At 35.6% G+C, this 18918-nt stretch carries 12 protein-coding genes; all 12 read left to right on the top strand.

Annotated features, from left to right (window positions below; all coding sequences use genetic code 11):
- Positions 1-8: 8 nt before the first annotated feature.
- The 12 genes from ACGHIY_RS05640 to ACGHIY_RS05585 all read left to right on the top strand — a co-directional run bounded on the left by ACGHIY_RS05640 (position 9) and on the right by ACGHIY_RS05585 (position 18909).
- On the top strand, positions 9-7022 hold the full coding sequence (locus ACGHIY_RS05640) for a hemagglutinin repeat-containing protein (RefSeq protein WP_390525350.1): 7014 nt from the start codon (positions 9-11) through the stop codon (positions 7020-7022).
- Between the two features lie 314 nt (positions 7023-7336).
- Positions 7337-7924: a DUF805 domain-containing protein gene (locus ACGHIY_RS05635; RefSeq protein ID WP_373821240.1), complete on the top strand. Its 588-nt coding sequence runs from the start codon at positions 7337-7339 to the stop codon at positions 7922-7924.
- A gap of 171 nt (positions 7925-8095) precedes the next feature.
- The gene (locus tag ACGHIY_RS05630; RefSeq protein ID WP_302146366.1) at positions 8096-8452 is read left to right on the top strand and encodes a hypothetical protein; all 357 of its coding nucleotides are present in this window, start codon (positions 8096-8098) and stop codon (positions 8450-8452) included.
- 120 nt (positions 8453-8572) lie between these two features.
- Positions 8573-9454: a sirohydrochlorin cobaltochelatase gene (locus ACGHIY_RS05625; protein WP_004696252.1), complete on the top strand. Its 882-nt coding sequence runs from the start codon at positions 8573-8575 to the stop codon at positions 9452-9454.
- A gap of 206 nt (positions 9455-9660) precedes the next feature.
- Positions 9661-10515 carry a sirohydrochlorin cobaltochelatase gene (locus ACGHIY_RS05620; protein ID WP_024061918.1) on the top strand — a complete coding sequence of 285 codons (855 nt, stop codon included), beginning with the start codon at positions 9661-9663 and terminating at the stop codon, positions 10513-10515.
- A gap of 86 nt (positions 10516-10601) precedes the next feature.
- On the top strand, positions 10602-11309 hold the full coding sequence (cobI, locus tag ACGHIY_RS05615) for a precorrin-2 C(20)-methyltransferase (RefSeq protein WP_012864519.1): 708 nt from the start codon (positions 10602-10604) through the stop codon (positions 11307-11309).
- 29 nt (positions 11310-11338) lie between these two features.
- On the top strand, positions 11339-12715 hold the full coding sequence (locus ACGHIY_RS05610; RefSeq protein ID WP_390525349.1) for a cobyrinate a,c-diamide synthase: 1377 nt from the start codon (positions 11339-11341) through the stop codon (positions 12713-12715).
- A 198-nt stretch (positions 12716-12913) separates the two neighbouring features.
- Positions 12914-13456, top strand: a complete 543-nt coding sequence (cobO, locus tag ACGHIY_RS05605; protein WP_390525348.1) for a cob(I)yrinic acid a,c-diamide adenosyltransferase — start codon at positions 12914-12916, stop codon at positions 13454-13456.
- A 139-nt stretch (positions 13457-13595) separates the two neighbouring features.
- Entirely contained in the window at positions 13596-13985 is a 390-nt protein-coding gene (locus tag ACGHIY_RS05600) for a class II SORL domain-containing protein (protein WP_004696242.1), read from the top strand.
- A 319-nt stretch (positions 13986-14304) separates the two neighbouring features.
- On the top strand, positions 14305-15534 hold the full coding sequence (locus ACGHIY_RS05595; RefSeq protein WP_390525347.1) for an aspartate kinase: 1230 nt from the start codon (positions 14305-14307) through the stop codon (positions 15532-15534).
- Positions 15535-15541: 7 nt separating this feature from the next.
- Positions 15542-15859, top strand: coding sequence for a hypothetical protein (locus tag ACGHIY_RS05590; RefSeq protein ID WP_004696238.1), 318 nt, complete (start codon positions 15542-15544; stop codon positions 15857-15859).
- Between the two features lie 140 nt (positions 15860-15999).
- Positions 16000-18909, top strand: a complete 2910-nt coding sequence (locus ACGHIY_RS05585; protein WP_329843749.1) for an insulinase family protein — start codon at positions 16000-16002, stop codon at positions 18907-18909.
- Positions 18910-18918: the final 9 nt, after the last annotated feature.

Raw genomic sequence — 18918 nt, 5'->3', positions numbered from 1 at the left:
GAGTAAATATGAAACAAAAACGATTACAATATAAAATTGCAGTATGGCTTACTATGGGGTTAATAATCGTTGATCCTTTAGTCGTACCGTTTGTATATGCAGAAAATCCTATAGAGGTAGATCGAAATGCGCCACATGAAAGACAAGCCATGATTGGACAAGCTGCTAACGGTGTCACATTAGTAAATGTCGTAGGTCCTAGCGCTGGTGGAGTATCTAGAAATGATTATACTAACTTTAACGTACCACAAAATGGTGTAATTCTTAATAACTCTTACCAAATGTCTAATACCAAGCTTGGTGGATATGTTCCTGGTAATACTAATATGATGCGTGGTTCTGCCAGTGTCATTGTTAACGAGGTTACTTCACACAATCCAACCAATATGAACGGGTTTATTGAGGTAGCAGGTCGTAAAGCTTCAGTAGTTATAGCAAATCCTAATGGTATTACTGTAGATGGTGGTGGATTTATCAATACAGATCGAGCAGTATTAACTACAGGTAAACCTGAATATGATTCATCAGGAAATCTAAACTCATATCGGGTGGAGCGAGGAACTGTTGCTATTAATAGAAATGGTCTTAATGCCAAAGAGGCTAACTCGTTACAAATTTTAACAGAAGCAGCGAGTGTAAATGCTGGAGTCTGGGCAAATTCGATTGAAGCTCGCACTGGTAAGAATAAAATAGTTGCTAATACATTAGACACACAAAAGATTAGTAATTCTAATAATATTGGCTTAGATGTCTCTGCTATTGGTGGTATGTATGCAAACTCTATTACTCTGAAAGGTACCAACACTGGTCTTGGTGTAAATGTTAAAGGTGTAGTAAGTTCTACACAAGCCTCTAGTATTACTAGTGATGGTCAAATTATAGTTGATGGTGGTGTTACAAGTAATGGCAATACTATTTTAGATGGACAAAGTATAGCAATTCATTCAAATGGCGTGGTTCAAGGTGATTCCTCTACAACTGTACATAGTCAAGAAAAGGTAAACAATAATGGTCTTATCAACTCTGGAAATACTACAACTATAAATGCTAAATCTATAGATAATCATGAAGGTGGACGTATTTATGGTGATACAGTAGATATTAAAGCTAATATAGTTACAAATCATACTAATAGTGAAATAGAAGAACGCTATCATAAAGCTGGTAAAGAGCTAGAAAAGGCAAAAAATGAACTTGATGCTGAATGGAATGCTGATATATCTAAATATAAGACCAAGCCTGAGTTAGACGCACATCGTCAACGGATTAATGATTTAACAAAAGCGTATGATGATGTACAAGAGAAAGTTACTGCTCTTAAGGCAGAACTAGATTCTCATAAGTCTGGTGTAATTGCGGGTCGTAATCACGTTAATATAACTTCAAATACAATAGATAATACTGGTAAAGGTCTCATTTATAGTGGTGGAACTATGGACTTTATTGCTAAAGATGGTATACATAATAAAGGGGCGACTATTAAAGCTACAAAGTCTATTAAACTTGATACTCCTACAGTAGAAAATAATAATGTTGCGTTAGGAACCAAGCGTGTTTCAGATGGGATTACTAAAAATCCAGATAAAATAAAAGTTACTCATCCAAATCATAAATTAGAAGGTCAGGTATTTGATAAGTCTGAGTTCCCATATGCTGATGATTCAAGTGGTTATGGTACACCGCATGTAAAACCAGTTAAAACGCCTGAAGATGAAGCTTATAATAAGGAAATGAATAAGAATGAGAACCGAATAAATCAGTTTACAATCATTAGAAGTGAAGCCGAACAAACTCACAAAAAGATTACCAATGATGATCCAGGTATCATTAGTAGTGGTGGTGATTTAGTAACTACTGGTATACTTTATAATGATAATAGCAGCGTGATTTCAGGAGGAACTTTTAAAACAAAGGGCTCTATACAAAACATATCAGATATGATTAGTGATAAAACCTTTATTACTGGAACTACTCAAGAGAGTAGAACCGAAAAGAAAAGGAAACGTCATGGTTATAGAAGTAAACGTATACGTGTTTGGGGCCCTGAAGTCTTTATGACACCGTCGATTACTGAAGAAAATGTAAAACCAATTGGTACTCTAAAAGAGCACGCTGAAGATAAAGTATCCAAAGCTACTATTGCAAAGGTCAATGATAGTTTAGATCCATATGGTCTGGGTGGGGGCAAAGGTAAAGCAAGTCAAACCATAGATGGTTTATCGTTACCAACAGAGGCACTATATGATATTCATCCTGCTATTACGGCTAATGCTTTGATAGAGACTGACCCTGCTTTTACTAATCGAAAGAATTTTTTATCCTCTCAATTTATGATTGATGCGTTGACAAATAATCCTGAAAGAAGATTCAAACGTTTAGGTGATGGATTCTATGAACAGCAACTTATTAATGAGCAAATAGTATCAGCTACAGGTAAACAGTATTTAGAAGGTTATACAGATAATGAAGCTGAATATAAAGCATTATTAGAGGCTGGTGTAGCTTTTGGTAAAGCTTTTAAATTAACACCTGGAATTGCCTTATCTAAAGAACAAATGAAAGCTATAACGACTGATATGGTGTGGTTAGAAACTAAAACAGTTGTAGTAGATGGAAAAGCTCAACAAGTTCTATATCCTAAAGTATATTTAGCGAAACAACCTGCAAAATCTGTTGATGCAATGGGTGGAATCATAAGTGGTAAAGCTATTGTTAGCAACACTAATGCAGATATTCTAAATCAAGGCATTATGACTGCAGATACAATTGTATTAGGGGCTAATGATGTAGAAAATACAGGTCGTATAGATGGACGTAAAGTGACTATTAAGGCATCACAAGATGTAATGAATACAGGCAATATTCATGGTGATAAACAGGTTACTATTAATGCTGGTCGTGATATTAATGTAGGTGCTCATGTAGATAGACTAGAACATCACGATATTGTTAGTCGTCAAGGTACTATTGGTGTAGCAAAAGATGGTGATTTAGTTTTATCTGCTAAACGAGATGTTAACCTTAAAGGTGCTATTGTTCATACTGGAGATCATTCTAAAGCAACCATTGATGCTGGGCACAATATTAATGTAACAACAGAGGCATTGTCTTCTAAAAAGGATATGACTGTTAATAGTGATAATTATAATCGCACTGATCGTCGTACTGAATTAGGTACAGCTATTTTAAGTGATAGTCATGTTAATTTACATGCAGGAAATGATGTAAATATCCGCAATGGTATTGTTAATAGTGAACATGGTGTCACATCTGTTGAAGCCGGAAATGATGTTACTATCACTAATGGGAACAGTTATAGTCGTGATGAATATGGTCTAAAATACAAAGAAAAAAGTTTACTATCACGTACAACTAATATCATACGTACAGATCATGAACATACAGGTGTTTTATCTTCAACAATTGGTGGAGATACAATTAATGTAAAAGCTAATCGCAATGTTTCGGTAACAGGTTCTAATATTTTAGGAACAAAAGATGTATCCGTATCTGCAGGTAATGACGTGCGTACGGATTCAGGTGAAGAATCACAACGTGATGATGTATATCAATATAGTAAAAAATCTGGGTTAATGGGCGCTGGTATAGGATTTACTATTGGTAGTAAGAAAGTGACTGATACAACAGATGGAAGGTATAAAAATCAAGTTGCTACTAATATTTCTTCCTCTAAGGGCGAGATAAATGTTAATGCTGGTAATTCAATCCACAGTACAACAACAAACTATTTTAGTAATAAACCGATAGACTTATCTGCTCGAAATGTAACGGTTGATGGAAAACATAATACTGCACATGTAGTGCAAAGTCACGAGGAGAAGCGTTCCGGTCTTACTGTAAGTGTTGGTGGTCAGATTGTTAATGAATTAAATAATATTCAGCAACTGGGTAAACGTGCTAACTCTAGAAAAAATAGCAACTTATCAACATTAGAGTATCTTGAGGCTGCAAATACTTTAAAACATGCTTATAATGATGGGTCTTCTTATAAAAATGCTAAGATAGAAAAACTTGTAGAAAAAGAAATAGATATACTTGCTAAGGCTGATGAACTTAATAAAGCATATCAGGCTGAACATCCTGAAGAGAGCAATGCTATGCATCCAGATGTAAAATCAGCGATTAATAATGTAAATAATAGAGCTAAAAAAGATCGTTTACTCAATATACAAGTAGGTATTGGTTCAAGCAAATTTAAACAAGTTAGTGAACTTAATCAAGAGAACTATATAGGTAGTTCTATAGGGAGCAAAAATAAAGTAAATATTACTGCAGATAGTGATAATAGTGACAAAGGTAATATTCAGATTACAGGTAGTGTTGTAGAGGCTCCACAGGTTAATTTAAATGCATCAAATAACCTACGTATAGATGCAGGAACAAACTCTTTAGTACAACTCGACACATATACAAGCTCAGGATGGTCTGTTGGTGCTACAGTTAGTCCTCATGGTAATGGTGTTATTGGTTTAGATGCTAATGTGTATAAAGGTAAAGAAAATGCATTAGAGACAACTAAGACACATACGGGAGCAATTATTCGTGGTAAACAAGTCAATACTGTCTCTGGAAATGATACAGATATTATTGGTTCTAAGGTCATCGGGGAAAGTGTAACTACAAAAGTTGGACATGATTTGAATATTGAAAGTTTACAAGATACGAATGACTACCATAAAATAAGTAAAAATAAAGGTATATCTGTATCCTATGGAATGAGTGGACCTGCGAGAGTTGGATTTGATAATTCGAGAGGCACTACAGACAGTCATTATGCTAGTGTTACAAACCAGGCTGGTATATACGCAGGTGATGGTGGATATAATGTACAGGTAAATAATGCAACTACACTTACAGGTGGTATAATTAAAGGTAGTCCTGATAAATCTAAGAATAAATTATCTTCTAACTCTTTGAAAATGAATGATATTCAAAATGAAGCATCTTATTCAGCAAAGACATCTGGATATAGTTTATCTACCACTAAACGCTCTAAAAATAATCCAATAGGTATTACTGGCAGCCCTAAAATGGGAATTCCTGTAAAAGGTAGTTCTAAGTCAACCACACATTCAGCTATTAGTGAAGGTATCATTGAAATTGCGGAGAAAGAATCCTTAGAAAAGATTAATCATGATACGGAACAAGCACTTAATAAACTAGCACCGATTTTTGATAAGAAAACAGTAGAAGAAAAACAAATTCTTTTATCTAAAATTTCTGATCATGGATATAAGCTAATTGGTGATGTAGCTTTAAAAAAATCTCGCGAACTAACAATTAAAGCAATTTTAGCTAGTCAAGAAGGTAAAGAAGATTTAGCGCAAAAATATATTAAAGAATCTAAAAAATGGAATGAAAATGGGGTATATAGAATTGCTTTACATGCTGGTTTTGCTGGGGCAATATCATCAGTGTCAGGGGACAATATTTTAAATGGTATAAAAGGTGCTACAGTTAATAGTACAATTAATAATACGTTGAAAAATATTAAGGACCCTGGAATTAGAAAGATAGCTAGTATTACCTTATTAAAAGCTTTTTCTATAAATGATACTGGACAAAGTGTTTCATTGTCTGCAACCAATAATAACTGGTTGACACATGAAGAACAGCAACAAATGTTATCAGAATTACAAGGCGCATTTACTTATGAAGAGGGGTATGCAAGAAACCATAGAATATCTGAGATTATTGGTAAGTGGGCTGGATTAAGTAATTATAGAACGGTACATCGTTTAGGAGATAAGAATGATCAAAAGGAAATTATAGATGGTAGTGTCGCATATGCTTTATCGTCATGGCTACCTGATGAGAGTATATTAGATGGTGGGATGAATTATACATTAATGTATTTGGCAGGATTAAACAGTACTTCTGCAAATGCTGCCTATGCTACACGTTCAAATTTAGAACGTGGTAATTCTAATTGGGAACCTAATGCATGGATATCTTCAATTTATTCGTCTGATGATACGTATTATGCAAATAATAGTCCTTATGCTAGAGTCTATGATAATTATGGTGATAAATTAGTTGATAACGGTCATAAAGCTATTACTTTATCAGATGGTACTAATGCAGTATATGATGTTAATACAGGAGCATTCGAGTATACTAATAAACCAGCAGTATATTCTTTTTCTGAATTTGGAGATTATATGGCTGATAATGGATATGAGGTACATCCTGCTAATGGAATTATGACAATGAATTATATCATTTTTGAAGGAAAAGCCTTTGCAGCTAACAGAGAATCATCAATTGAAATAGCAAATCCGATGTATAAACAAGCTACGAGTACAGTAGGAAAAGTACGAGAAGAACTGCCTGATGATAAAAGAATAGGCTTGACATATAAAATAGGACAGGCATCTATTCAAAAAGCCTCTGATAATGGATTGATTTTAACAACTCAAGCTGATGTTGGTTTTTCTGATCTTATTTACAGTAAAAATACTGATAAGAATGATGATTTTACGAAAAAAAATGAGTTAAAACTTACAGATTTTCGACCAATCTATGGTGCTAGTACAGATGTAGATACATCGCATGCTCATCTTACCTTATATACTAAAGATATTAATTTTAATGATGGAAAATTTAATTTTAATGAAACAACATTAGTAGATGCTTCTTTAGGCGCACAAGGTGATAACAATGTTAAATTTAGTTATCCTGAGGATAGTGGCCTACATTATGATTTGCGTGTAAAAGCAAAAAAAGATTGGGAGCTTAAAGGTGTAATCCCACCTGAGTTAGAAGAAGTAATAAAGGAGCGATATGGGTATTTAAATTGGAAAAATAGAATGGCAATTGCATACAAATTATTAAATCCTGAAACAGGAAATTTGTACTATTCAAAATATAGCCCTGATTATCTCTTTTTTGTAAGAGATAATGATAATGAACAAAAATCTATTTTAGTGGATTATAATAAGTTTGTACCTTTACGACAAGATGCATTTGATGATTTAAAACCTGCTTCGAGGAGCTATTAATGTATATAAAGAATGAACTGTCACTATTCAAAGTTAATTTGAAATCCTTATTAGTTAATCAACGTATTGGTAGAATACCATATATATTTGGGTGTTTATTTATCTCCATACAAAAAATATTTATGTATATAATAATTAGCATATTGTTTTCGAATAATTTAGAGTATCAATATATTAGTTCGATTATTTCGCAAATTATGGCTCTTATATGCTATATTATACTAATTATATTTAGATTACATGATATAGGGAAAAGTATTATAAATATTCTTTATATAGTGGGAATTTATATTATTATTCATTTATTGTGGGGAATGGAATTATCACTCTCGTCCATTACTAACTCCTTTTTGTATAGTGCTTTTTATCCAATAAATGGCACAATAATATATATTCTACCTATACTCTTCCTGGGACTTTGTCCTGGCATAGAAACCAACAATGAATTTGGGTTAGCAAATAGCGATGATATTGTAGGCAATACGATTATTACCTATGGACACAATACATCCAATTTTAAATTAAATAAAGAAATTATAGAAAGAATATTTGAATTTACTTGGATTGTATTATTTTATAGATTAATTGATATTCGAGGTCGATCGACCAGAGAAGAGTTTATATTAGGCATTTTGGGTGGTAGATTTTTTATATCTATCATTATGTACTTTTTGGTTGGTATAGTTATTTTAATTTATCAACATTACTCAATGATTTACATTCCTGAATGGGGGTTGATGATTCTATATATATGGCCTTTTATTGCATTTGCGACGTTATCTATTCGTAGATTACATGATAGTATGTTAAGTGGTATATGGCTAATTGGGTTAATTATTCCTTATGTAAATGTTTATGTGTTATATCATCTTTTATTAAAAGCGTCTTGGCGTGTGAAATAATACACTGTTAATTCTAAGGAGGTATTTTTTTAAATCTTAATATGATTCTTAGTTAATAAAATGGTGTTGGTCTCCTTTGAGTTCAACACCATTTTGTTTATTTTGAAGTAATAGTGTAATGTATATATTAAATAGATTAGAGTACTATGATTTTAAATTAGTAGGGTAGATATGTTTGAGAAGATTGTAATTGGTCTCTTTGGCTTATTAATGGTGAATTATCTCGTCATTATAGCTAGGCAACGAATAGTCAAAATTGTAATTGGTATCTTAGGGAATTGCTTATTTGGACTTTCATTGTTTAGCGATTATATTGCTTTACCAAGTTATATGATTGATTTGAAGTATATTTTAATTATTATTCTTTGTGTTGCTTGTGTTTTTGATCTATGGCGCCATAATCGCTCTGGCAAAATCACAGCTGGCGACAAGAGAATGTATGATACCTTTACAGGTCGAATTAAGTTTATTGTTATATTATTCCTTCTTTTATGTGGTGTTGCATCGGTTATACATTATTTTGGTTGATTTTGATATTTTTTTTTCATTGACTTCTATAGATTAATCTTGTACTATTATTACATAGTAGTTGATAACAATTTTCAATTGTGAAAGTTGTTTCATGTATGAGTAATATGGAGGTCACATATGAAAGGCATAATTATTGCATCCTTTGGATCAATTTACCAAGATGCTGTGGAGAAATCCATTGGCAGTATAGAGAAAAAAGTACGTTCCATGTATAGTGATATGGAGGTACGCCGCGTATTCTTATCTGATGCATTAGTAGAGAAGTGGAATGAGAAGTACGAAGATAAGATTTCTTCTTTCACAGAGGCTATGCAAGATTTCGCTCGTATGGGTATCGATGAGGTGTACATTCAACCTATTACATTGGTGGCAGATCAGTGCTACCAACAAATGCGCAAACAAGCATTAAAATTTTTACATAGCAATGAATATGGTTTTAGCCAGGTAAATATTGGTAAACCATTGCTTACCTCTTTAGGTGTAAAAAATTATGCCGATGATTATGAAGCAACATTAGAAAGCATTGTTCGTCACGTTAATACAAAAGCACTTAATAAATCTGTTGTGCTCATGGCAAATGGTCAAAATCAATTAGAGTTCAGTACATTGCAATTAAAAGCTATGTATGGAGCAGCGCCAAACGTAGTAGTATTTACTACAAATGGTTTCCCTACATTCAAACAAGCTCTTACTTTCTTGGATCGTATGGGGCATAAAGATTTATTAGTTGTACCATTGGCTCTCATAGGTTCTACACATTTAATGGATTATCTTGGCGGTGAACGCTCCGATTCCATTTATGCTTTACTCGCTGAGGAAGGCTACAATGTTGACATCTGGAATGAAGGGCTTGGGGAAAACCCACATGTACAAGATTTATTCTTGAAACATTTAGGTCAAGCTATCCGCATGTCTGATCGGAAACGGCCCATGCCTAGAGAATCCGTAAAACCTGTCATGACAAATTCTCGCTTGGAAGCGCAAGGTTTGATTTCTTGATATTTGTTATTACATAATTAGACATACAACACTCCACTCTTTCACATTAATAAAAATCCTCCTTGTTGGACATCCAATGAGGAGGATTTTTACTTTTGCCATGAAAGATAAGAATAATTTCTATTTTATACGTACCACGGTATGCCCCTATAGAATGGTCTATGGTATGATTAAGATACATTATTAGTTAATATAAGGAGACATTCATGAAACAAGCTATCTTAGTTGTTGCCTTTGGATCCACTGTGGACAGTGCTCGTGAACATAATATCGATTCCGTAGTAGAACATATTCGTAAATCGTATCCGGATTATACTGTAGAATTAGCTTTTTCCTCTCGTATCATCGTTAAGCGCTTACGTGAGCGTGGTATTGAGATTCCTACTGAACAAGGGGCGTTAGAAAAACTAATTCGAGAAGGTTATACACATGTATATGTGCAGCCACTTCATTTCACCGGTGGTGAAGAGTTCGATAAATTGAAAAATAATATCCTTGCTCATGAAGGGGAAGGACAACTCGAAGTATTGCGTGTAGGTAGACCTCTCGTATACTATATGGGACAAGAAGAGCACCCAGATGATTACCAAATCTTGATTGACCGTTTCATTAAATCTCTTAATATTTCCAAAGATGATGGTTTGTTATTGGTCGGTCATGGAGGTCTTGGTTCTGGCAATTCTTCATATGGTAATTTACAGTTTAAGCTAATCCGTAATGGACTTACGAATGTGCGTATCGCTGTACTTGAAAACGCACCATATGTGTCAGATGTAGCAATGCCTTGGGAATGGCTTGATGGTAAACGTCCAAAAACAATTTATGTACATCCTTTATTATTGGTACTCGGGGATCATGCACAAAATGATTTATTTGGTGACGAAGAGGATAGTGTTGTCAATGAACTTTCTGGAGCAGGATATGCGGTTAAACCAATTCATAGTGCTCTAGGTGAATATGAAGCGATTCATGATATTTTCCGTCAACATGTGCAAGATTGTATCGATGATTTGTATGGCAAACGTAGCCCACATCGTCCTGCAATTCCAAATATTAAATAGTATCTTTGTATATATTGCATAAATTGGTTATAATAAAAGATATTACAATTATAAATAGCGTGTGACTATAAGAATAGGAGATACCCATGAAAGGTAAATTATATGGTATTGGCGTAGGCCCTGGCGATTCTGAATTAATGACTGTGAAAGCTGCTCGCATCGTAGGTGAAGCAGATATTATCATCACACCTAAAACAGAAAAGAAAGATGGTTCCGTAGCTCTTGATATCGCATCCCCATATATACAAGAACATACAGAAATCGTTCCCGTAGTATTCCCAATGGTGTTGGATGATTCTACGCAAGAGGAAGGCTGGCAAGAGGCTAAACGCGTTATCTTGTCTTACTTGGATGAAGGTAAAAGTGTTGTATTCTTAACATTAGGTGATCCTATGTTCTACAGCACATATATGTATGTATACCGTTTGATTGAAAATACAGGGCATGAAATTGAAACAATTCCTGGTGTTACTGCATTCTGTGCTATCGGATCTCACCTTGGCTATCCAATCGTAGAGAAGGAAGAGGTATTGGCCATCGTTCCAGCTACAGCGCCTAAAGAAAAAATCGATGCTGTATTGGCTGTTGCAGATGATGCAGTTATTATGAAGGTATATAAAAACTTTGATGAAGTACAAGAAACCTTGATTAAACATAATATGGCAGATGATGCGGTTATGATTAGCCGTGTAGGTTTGCCTGATGAGCAAGTATTCGTAGGTTTAGATAATATGCCAAAAGATACTAAACTCAACTACTTATCTACAATTCTTGCAAAACGCAAGGATCGTTAACAAACACATCGTATTACGAGGTAATATCTATGAACACAGTACAGATTCCACGTGTTGTCATTGCTGGTACCAACTCTGGTGTTGGTAAAACAACTATCGTAGCGGGTTTATTGGCCGCTTATGCAAATGGTGGACGTACGGTGCAATCTTTTAAAGTGGGCCCGGATTATATTGATCCGGGCTTTCATAAAATTGCATCCGGCCGTGACAGCTATAATTTAGATACGTGGCTCGTGCCACCTCACAAGTTGACTCCTTTCTTTGCTACAATGGCACATGATGTAGACCTTGCCATTATTGAAGGTGTTATGGGCCTTTACGATGGTGGTCGAGAGGGCGTTAGTTCTACGGCTCAAATTGCTAAACAGTTAAATGCACCGGTGGTGCTTGTTATTGATTGTAAAGCTATGGGTGAAAGTGCAGCCGCTATTGCTAAAGGGTTCCGTGACTATGACCCAGAGGTAAACTTTGGTGGTGTCATCTTGAACCGCTTAGGCTCAGCCAATCATGAGCGTATGGTTCGTGAAGGGATGAATAAAATCGGGGTACCTGTTATTGGTGCCATTTATCGTGATGATCGTATGCATTCTCCAGAACGTCATTTAGGACTTACACCGGTTACTGAAATTGATCCAACAGAGGCGATTAATACGATTCGAGAAGCTGTTGAGAAGATGGTAAATCTCGATGCACTATTGAAAATTGCTACTAATGCATCAACTATCGAACTACCAGATGCTATAGATGTTAAAACCATTGAAAAACGTGTGAAAATCGGTGTAGCTTATGATGAGGCGTTCTCTTTTTACTATCCAGCTAGTCTTGCTGCGTTAGAGGGAAAAGGGGCTGAGCTTGTTTACTTTAGTCCGCTTAATGACTCGGTAATCCCTGATGTAGACGGACTTGTATTCGGTGGTGGCTTCCCAGAAATGTTTTTATTTCAGTTATCTAGCAATGAGTCTATGAAGGAATCTATCCGCCAAGCTAATGCACAAGGTATGCCTATTTATGCCGAATGTGGTGGCCTCATGTATCTTTGTGAAAGTATTAATGACTTTGGAGGTTCTGTATATAAAACTGTAGGTATTGTACCTGCCAATTGTGTGATGCAACAAAAGCTTCAAAAGGTGGGCTATGTTACAGCAACTGCAAAGAGAGATACTTTATTAGGCGCTATGAATACAGCTATTCGTGGTCATGAGTTCCATTTCTCTACAATGGAGCCAACTATAGATGACTTTCCATGGGCTTTTCATTTAGAAGGAGGCCGTAAACCTCAATCGTATGACGGCGGCTATGCAACAAAAAATGTATTAGCTTCTTACTTACATTTGAACTTTGCTGGCTCTGATGAAGGGGCACAACATTTTGTTGATACATGTGCTGCTTATAAAGCCCAAAAGTAATAGATGTATAAATGTATTTAATAGGTTTATATTACTATGTATTATCACAATTACATACATAAGTATTGTAATGTGCTATTGCAATTATATTCATATGTATTGTTGCAATCCTATTAGTAAATATGAGGAGAATGTAATTAATCAGGAATAGTTAGTTCTTAAAGTTATTGCGGGACAGTTCGTATTAAAGGAGCTATTATGGAAGAACGTGGATTAATTCTAGTTAATACAGGGAATGGTAAAGGTAAAACAACAGCGGCATTAGGCGTTGTTTTACGTGCTGTCGGACAAGGTTTCAAGGTTCTTATATTACAATTTATTAAGAGCGGTAATGGTTATGGTGAATTGGCAGGTCTTGCTAAACTAGGTGATCAAGTTGAAATTCGCTCTATGGGAAAGGGTTTTATTTACTATAAACGTGATGAAGTAGGAGAAGCTGAACTTGCTCGACATAAAGAAGCAGCTCAAGCCGCTTGGCGGACATTGTTGGAGGAAGTAAACTCCGATAAATGGGATCTAATTGTTATGGATGAAATAAATAATGCTATTAATTATGAGCTTATCAATGTGCATTCTGTAGTGGAAATGCTTAAAAATAAGCCAGAAAGACTTCATGTTGTTATGACGGGTCGCTATGCTAAACCTGAAATCATTGATATGGCAGATACTGTAACGGAGATGAATGTAGTAAAGCATGCTTATGAAAAGGGCATTAAGGCTGCTAAAGGAATTGAATTCTAACTAAATTCAAAAAAATCGAAAAATATCGAAAAAGAACTTGCTAAAACTATATCGAAAATGTATAATATAGTCATAAGCACAGAGGTGCTCAATATTCTTGACATTAAGTATGTATATAAGACTAACCAGGAGGTTAACTATGGCTGTACATGATTACATTAAATCTGGCGATTTCGCTACTGAAAAACACGTTCCTGTTATCGAAACAGTTGACACTGTAAAAGCAGGTGAAACATTCCACGTTACTTTATCCGTAGGTAAAGACATTGCACATCCAAACACTGTAGAACATCACATTGATTGGATTAAATTGTACTTCGTAGCTGAAGGCACTCAATTACCATTCGAAGTTGGCGCTATCGAGTTCAACGTTCATGGTGACGGTGCAACTGCAAACGAAGGTCCTGTAGCAGCAGTTTCTGAAGGTACTTTAGCAGTAGCTTTGAAAAAATCTGGTAAATTGATCGCTGTTTCCTACTGCAATATCCACGGTTTGTGGGAATCCGAAAAAGATATCGTAGTTGCTTAATTAACTATTACAACTAATAAAGACCAGTCCTAGGGCTGGTCTTTTTGTATATCTATGTGTTCACATAGTTTAATAATGAGGCAAAGTTAAACTTTTAATAGTAGATATTTAATGGCATTATGGCTAATACATGTTAGGATTGTTTAATGCATATTCATAATATTATAGACATATTATTTGATTTTTAATGTCCGCATAAAAAGGAGTTTTGTATCACTCCAGTGGATTAATTGCTGTACATCCCTTTACAGTGCTATTTGTTTGTGGTAAAGTATATGCATATTGATATTTAGTAAACATAGTTAAATGAGGGATTATTGTGGCCTTAATCGTTAAAAAATTTGGTGGTAGTTCCGTAGCTACACCAGAAAAAATATTTAATATTGTTGATCGCGTTCTTCGTGAGAAGCAAGCTGACGATAAAATCGTTCTTGTTGTATCTGCTATGGGTGATACAACTGATGACTTGGTGGCCTTAGCTAAACAAGTTACATCCAAGCCGTATGGTCGCGAAATGGACCGCTTGTTGTCTACCGGTGAACAAGTAACAATTGCATTGATGGCAATGGCTTTTAACGAACGTGGTCAGGAATCTGTATCCTTAACAGGTGATCAAGCAGGTATTACAAGTAGTGATACGTTTAATAAAGGTCGCATTTTGGGCGTTGATCCTAATCGTGTGTTTGAAGCTTTGGATGAAGGTAAAATTGTAGTAGTTGCTGGTTTCCAAGGTATAACTGAATATGGTGATATGGTGACATTAGGCCGTGGTGGCTCTGATACAACAGCTGTTGCATTGGCAGGTGCTATGAAAGCGGATGTATGTGAGATTTTTACGGATGTAGAAGGCGTATATTCTACAGATCCTCGCGTGGCGAAGGAAGCTTTCAAATTAGAAGAAGTAACGTATGGCGAAATGCTTGAAATGGCACGCCTTGGTGCAGGTGTAATGCAGCCGCGTGCCGTAGAAATGGGTTTCCGTTATGGTGTACCTATTCATGTACGTTCTACATTTAATGATAAACCAGGTACTATTATTCGGGAGGATTATACTGTGGAAGCAAATAAACACGTAATTACTGGCGTAGCTGATGATACAAATACAGCAAAAGTAGCCCTTGTAGGCGTTGAAAATAAACCAGGCGTTGCAGCGACTGTATTCAAAGCATTAGCTGCTAGAAACGTTGACGTAGATATGATTGTTCAATCTATCCGTTCCGTAGGAGAACCAAAAACTGATCTTATCTTTACAGTAGCTATGGATGATGTGGTATTAGCTCGAGAAGTATTAGAAGAATTACAAAAAGCAGTAGATATTGAAGCTGTTAATATTGACGAAAAAATGGCGAAAGTTTCCATTATTGGTGCAGGTATGTTAGGACAGCCTGGTGTAGCTGCGCAAATGTTTGATATTTTGAGCCAAGAAGGTATCAATATTGAAATCATTTCTACTTCTGAAATTAGTATTTCTTGCCTTGTTGCTGAAGATCGTGTAAAAGATGCTGTTCGTGTAATTCATAATGGCTTATTGTTAGATCAACGAGGTTAATCATTGCATGGATAGTCTACGTAGTTTTATGGATGAAATGCTCAATGACCAAGGTCGTAAGGAAGGTTTCATTAGCGATCTACTAGGAAATCTAAAAAATCAGCCTATTCCAACATTGGAACAAGCTCAAACTGGTTACACAACAATGAGTAATTTACATGGTATCTTCTATGATTATGATAAGTCTGAGGTTACTATTACTTACAAGGTTGTACCAGATATGTATCAACCATATACATTGAGTTTTATACAATTCGAAGCCGTGTTAGAAGGCTTATTAACCTTGCGTCGCAATCAAAAGTGGCAGATGCAACATAATAAATAATATGAACCCCATGGGAATACTTGCCTATGGGGTTTTATAATTCGATAATTATTCTTAACATCTATATATAGAGTCATCGATATGATATAATAAATTATTCAGAGAGAAATCATTATATTAGTATAGAAAGAAGGGACAGCATGGAAATAAATAAGGTTTATTCTGGCTTTCGCCTTGACCGCATTGAGCGCATTGATGAGATCAATGGTACCGCTTATGAAATGAAACATGAAAAGTCTGGTGCTCGTTTAATTTATATTGATTCACCAGATTCTAATAAAGTATTCAATATCGCTTTTAGAACAACACCACATAATAGTACTGGTGTTGCACATATTATGGAACATTCCGTTTTATGTGGTTCTCGTAAGTTTCCTTTAAAAGAGCCATTTGTTGAGCTTGTTAAGGGATCTTTAAACACGTTCTTAAACGCTATGACTTACCCTGATAAAACAATGTATCCTGTAGCAAGCAAGAATGATAAAGACTTCCACAACTTGATGGACGTATATCTTGATGCTGTATTGTATCCACGCGTTCGTGAAGATGCGGAAATCGTGATGCAAGAAGGTTGGCATTATGAATTAGATCGTGCGGACGATGAACTTACCTATAAAGGTGTTGTATTCAATGAGATGAAGGGGGTTTATTCCTCTCCAGATTCCGTTCTAGAACGCCAAATGATGCGTGAACTTTTCCCAGATACCACTTATGGTGTTGATTCTGGTGGAGATCCTGACCATATTACAGACTTAACTTATGAAGAGTTCCAAGAGTTCTATCGAGTTCATTATCATCCGTCCAATAGTTATATCTTCCTTTATGGTGATATGAATATTGAAGAGCAATTGGCATTCTTGAATGATGAGTACTTAAGTCATTTTGATGCTATTGAGGTTAATACAGAGGTTGGTATACAAACGCCATTTACGGAAGGTAAAGTGGTAAGTTATCCATATAGCGTAGGTTCTGAAGAGCCAACCGACAATCGAACTTTACATTCCTTTGCCTATGTGTTACCTGATGTAACACCTGAGCATAGCTTGGCTTTTGAGGTATTAACACATGCATTGTTGACATCTCCTGCGGCGCCTCTTAAACAGGCTTTGGTGAAAGCCGGTATCGGCTCTGATGTGAGTGGTTATTATCTTGATAGTATTCGTCAACCTTTGTGGACCGTGCAAGCAACTGGCTCTAATCTCGATAAACAAGCTGACTTGCAGCGTATTGTGGAATCTACATTGCAAGAACTTTGTGATAACGGTTTAGATAAAGAATTATTAGAAGCTTCCTTGAATAGCATTGAGTTTGCTCTTCGTGAAAGCGACTTTGGTGGTCGTCCAATTGGTCTTGCTTATGTTATCCGTATGATGGATAATTGGCTATATGACAATGACCCACTTGAACTATTACACTACGAAGAAGCATTAGTGAATATTCGCAAGGGCTTATCTGGTACGTACTTTGAAGATTTAATTCGTCAATCTATCTTAAATAACAATCATAAAGTGCTTGTTTCTATTTATCCTGAACGTGGTCTTCAAGAGCGCAAGGATGCAGAGGTTAAAGAATATTTAGCTTCTGTAAAAGCTAAGATGACTCCAGAAGAAATCGAAGCGATTGTAGAGCAAACAAAACGACTTAAACTTCGTCAAGAAGCTCCAGATAGCGACGAAGCATTAGCGTCGATTCCATTGCTTGAATTATCAGATTTAAATCCTAATATTGAAGAAGTAGAACGTCGTGAAAGTAAAATTGGCAATACTACAGTACATTTTGTACCTACTTTCACAAAAGGCATCAACTATGTAGGTCTTTACTTTAATTTAAGTTGTCTTACAGAAGATGAGTTGTTCTATGCCGATATTCTAAGTGATATTATCGGTCGTATCAACACATCTGAACGTGGCTATGAAGCATTGGCGAAAGATATCAATATGAATCTTGGTGGTTTAAGCTCAGATATTACGGCTATTAGCAAAGATGGTAAGCGTGATGAATTTACGCCTCTCATGATTGTTCGAGCTAAAGCCTTGCATTCTAAATTACCTGACTTATGCCGTTTGATTAACGAAGTAGTACAAAAAGCAGATTATAGTGACCATAGACGCTTGACCGAACTTGTTCAAGAAAGCAAAGCTATTTGGGATAATGAAGCGTTTCGTCGTGGCAACTCCATTGTAAGTCAACGTGTTATGGCACAAGTATCTGCAGTTGGTAAATTTAGAGATAATGGTAACTTTGGTTACTATCAAAAGATTAGCGAATTGGCTTCTAATCCTGCGGCATTACCATTATTGCCGAAAAAATTAGCTGATGTGGCTCGTAAGATTTTCCGTGCTAATAATGTGGATATCATGTTCGTTGGTGAAGAAGGCGAATTAGAAGCCTTTGAACATCTCATGAAACCATTGATTGAAACTTGGGATACTACTGACTTAAGTAATGATACATTAAAAATTACACGTTTGTCTGGTAATGATGGTATCGTTACAGCTGGTAAGGTTCAATACGTAGCTCAAGGTGGTAACTTTATAGACCATGGGTATAAACACGTAGGCCCAATGAGTGTATTGGAAACGATTTTACGTTATGAGTATCTTTGGATTCGTATTCGTGTACAAGGCGGTGCTTACGGTGCCTTCGCAAACTTCTATGACGATGGTAATATGATTTTCTGTAGCTATCGCGATCCAAACTTGGTAGAAACATTAAATGTATATAAAGAATTACCTCAATACCTTCGTGAGTTTACGTTGACTGATCGTGAGATGCGTAAATATATTATCGGTACTATGAGCTCCTTGGACTTGCCTATGACTCCTGCGTTGCGTGGTCCACGTGCGATGGGGATGTATTTTAGCGGTGCTAAACTAGAGGATAAGGTAGAGTTTCGTAAACAAGTTATCGCTTGTAAGCCAGAGGATATCGTTGCTTTAGCAGATGTGGTTGAATCAGTATTGAAGGACAATCATATTTGTACAATGGGAAACGAACAAAAAATTAAAGACGCTGGTAAGGTATTCGATAACATTATTTCTCTAGGATAATCGTTTTAT

It is taken from the genome of Veillonella parvula (assembly GCF_042850485.1).
GTDB classification, from domain to species: Bacteria; Bacillota; Negativicutes; order Veillonellales; family Veillonellaceae; genus Veillonella; species Veillonella parvula_Q.
This window is presented reverse-complemented; position numbering and strand designations above follow the sequence as displayed.

Bases quoted from the DNA above. Each gene is read 5' to 3' on its own strand.
- ACGHIY_RS05640 (WP_390525350.1), top strand. From the start codon at position 9: ATGAAACAAAAACGATTACAATATAAAATTGCAGTATGGCTTACTATG.
- ACGHIY_RS05635 (WP_373821240.1), top strand. From the start codon at position 7,337: ATGGAATTATCACTCTCGTCCATTACTAACTCCTTTTTGTATAGTGCT.
- ACGHIY_RS05630 (WP_302146366.1), top strand. From the start codon at position 8,096: ATGTTTGAGAAGATTGTAATTGGTCTCTTTGGCTTATTAATGGTGAAT.
- ACGHIY_RS05625 (WP_004696252.1), top strand. From the start codon at position 8,573: ATGAAAGGCATAATTATTGCATCCTTTGGATCAATTTACCAAGATGCT.
- ACGHIY_RS05620 (WP_024061918.1), top strand. From the start codon at position 9,661: ATGAAACAAGCTATCTTAGTTGTTGCCTTTGGATCCACTGTGGACAGT.
- cobI (WP_012864519.1), top strand. From the start codon at position 10,602: ATGAAAGGTAAATTATATGGTATTGGCGTAGGCCCTGGCGATTCTGAA.
- ACGHIY_RS05610 (WP_390525349.1), top strand. From the start codon at position 11,339: ATGAACACAGTACAGATTCCACGTGTTGTCATTGCTGGTACCAACTCT.
- cobO (WP_390525348.1), top strand. From the start codon at position 12,914: ATGGAAGAACGTGGATTAATTCTAGTTAATACAGGGAATGGTAAAGGT.
- ACGHIY_RS05600 (WP_004696242.1), top strand. From the start codon at position 13,596: ATGGCTGTACATGATTACATTAAATCTGGCGATTTCGCTACTGAAAAA.
- ACGHIY_RS05590 (WP_004696238.1), top strand. From the start codon at position 15,542: ATGGATAGTCTACGTAGTTTTATGGATGAAATGCTCAATGACCAAGGT.
- ACGHIY_RS05585 (WP_329843749.1), top strand. From the start codon at position 16,000: ATGGAAATAAATAAGGTTTATTCTGGCTTTCGCCTTGACCGCATTGAG.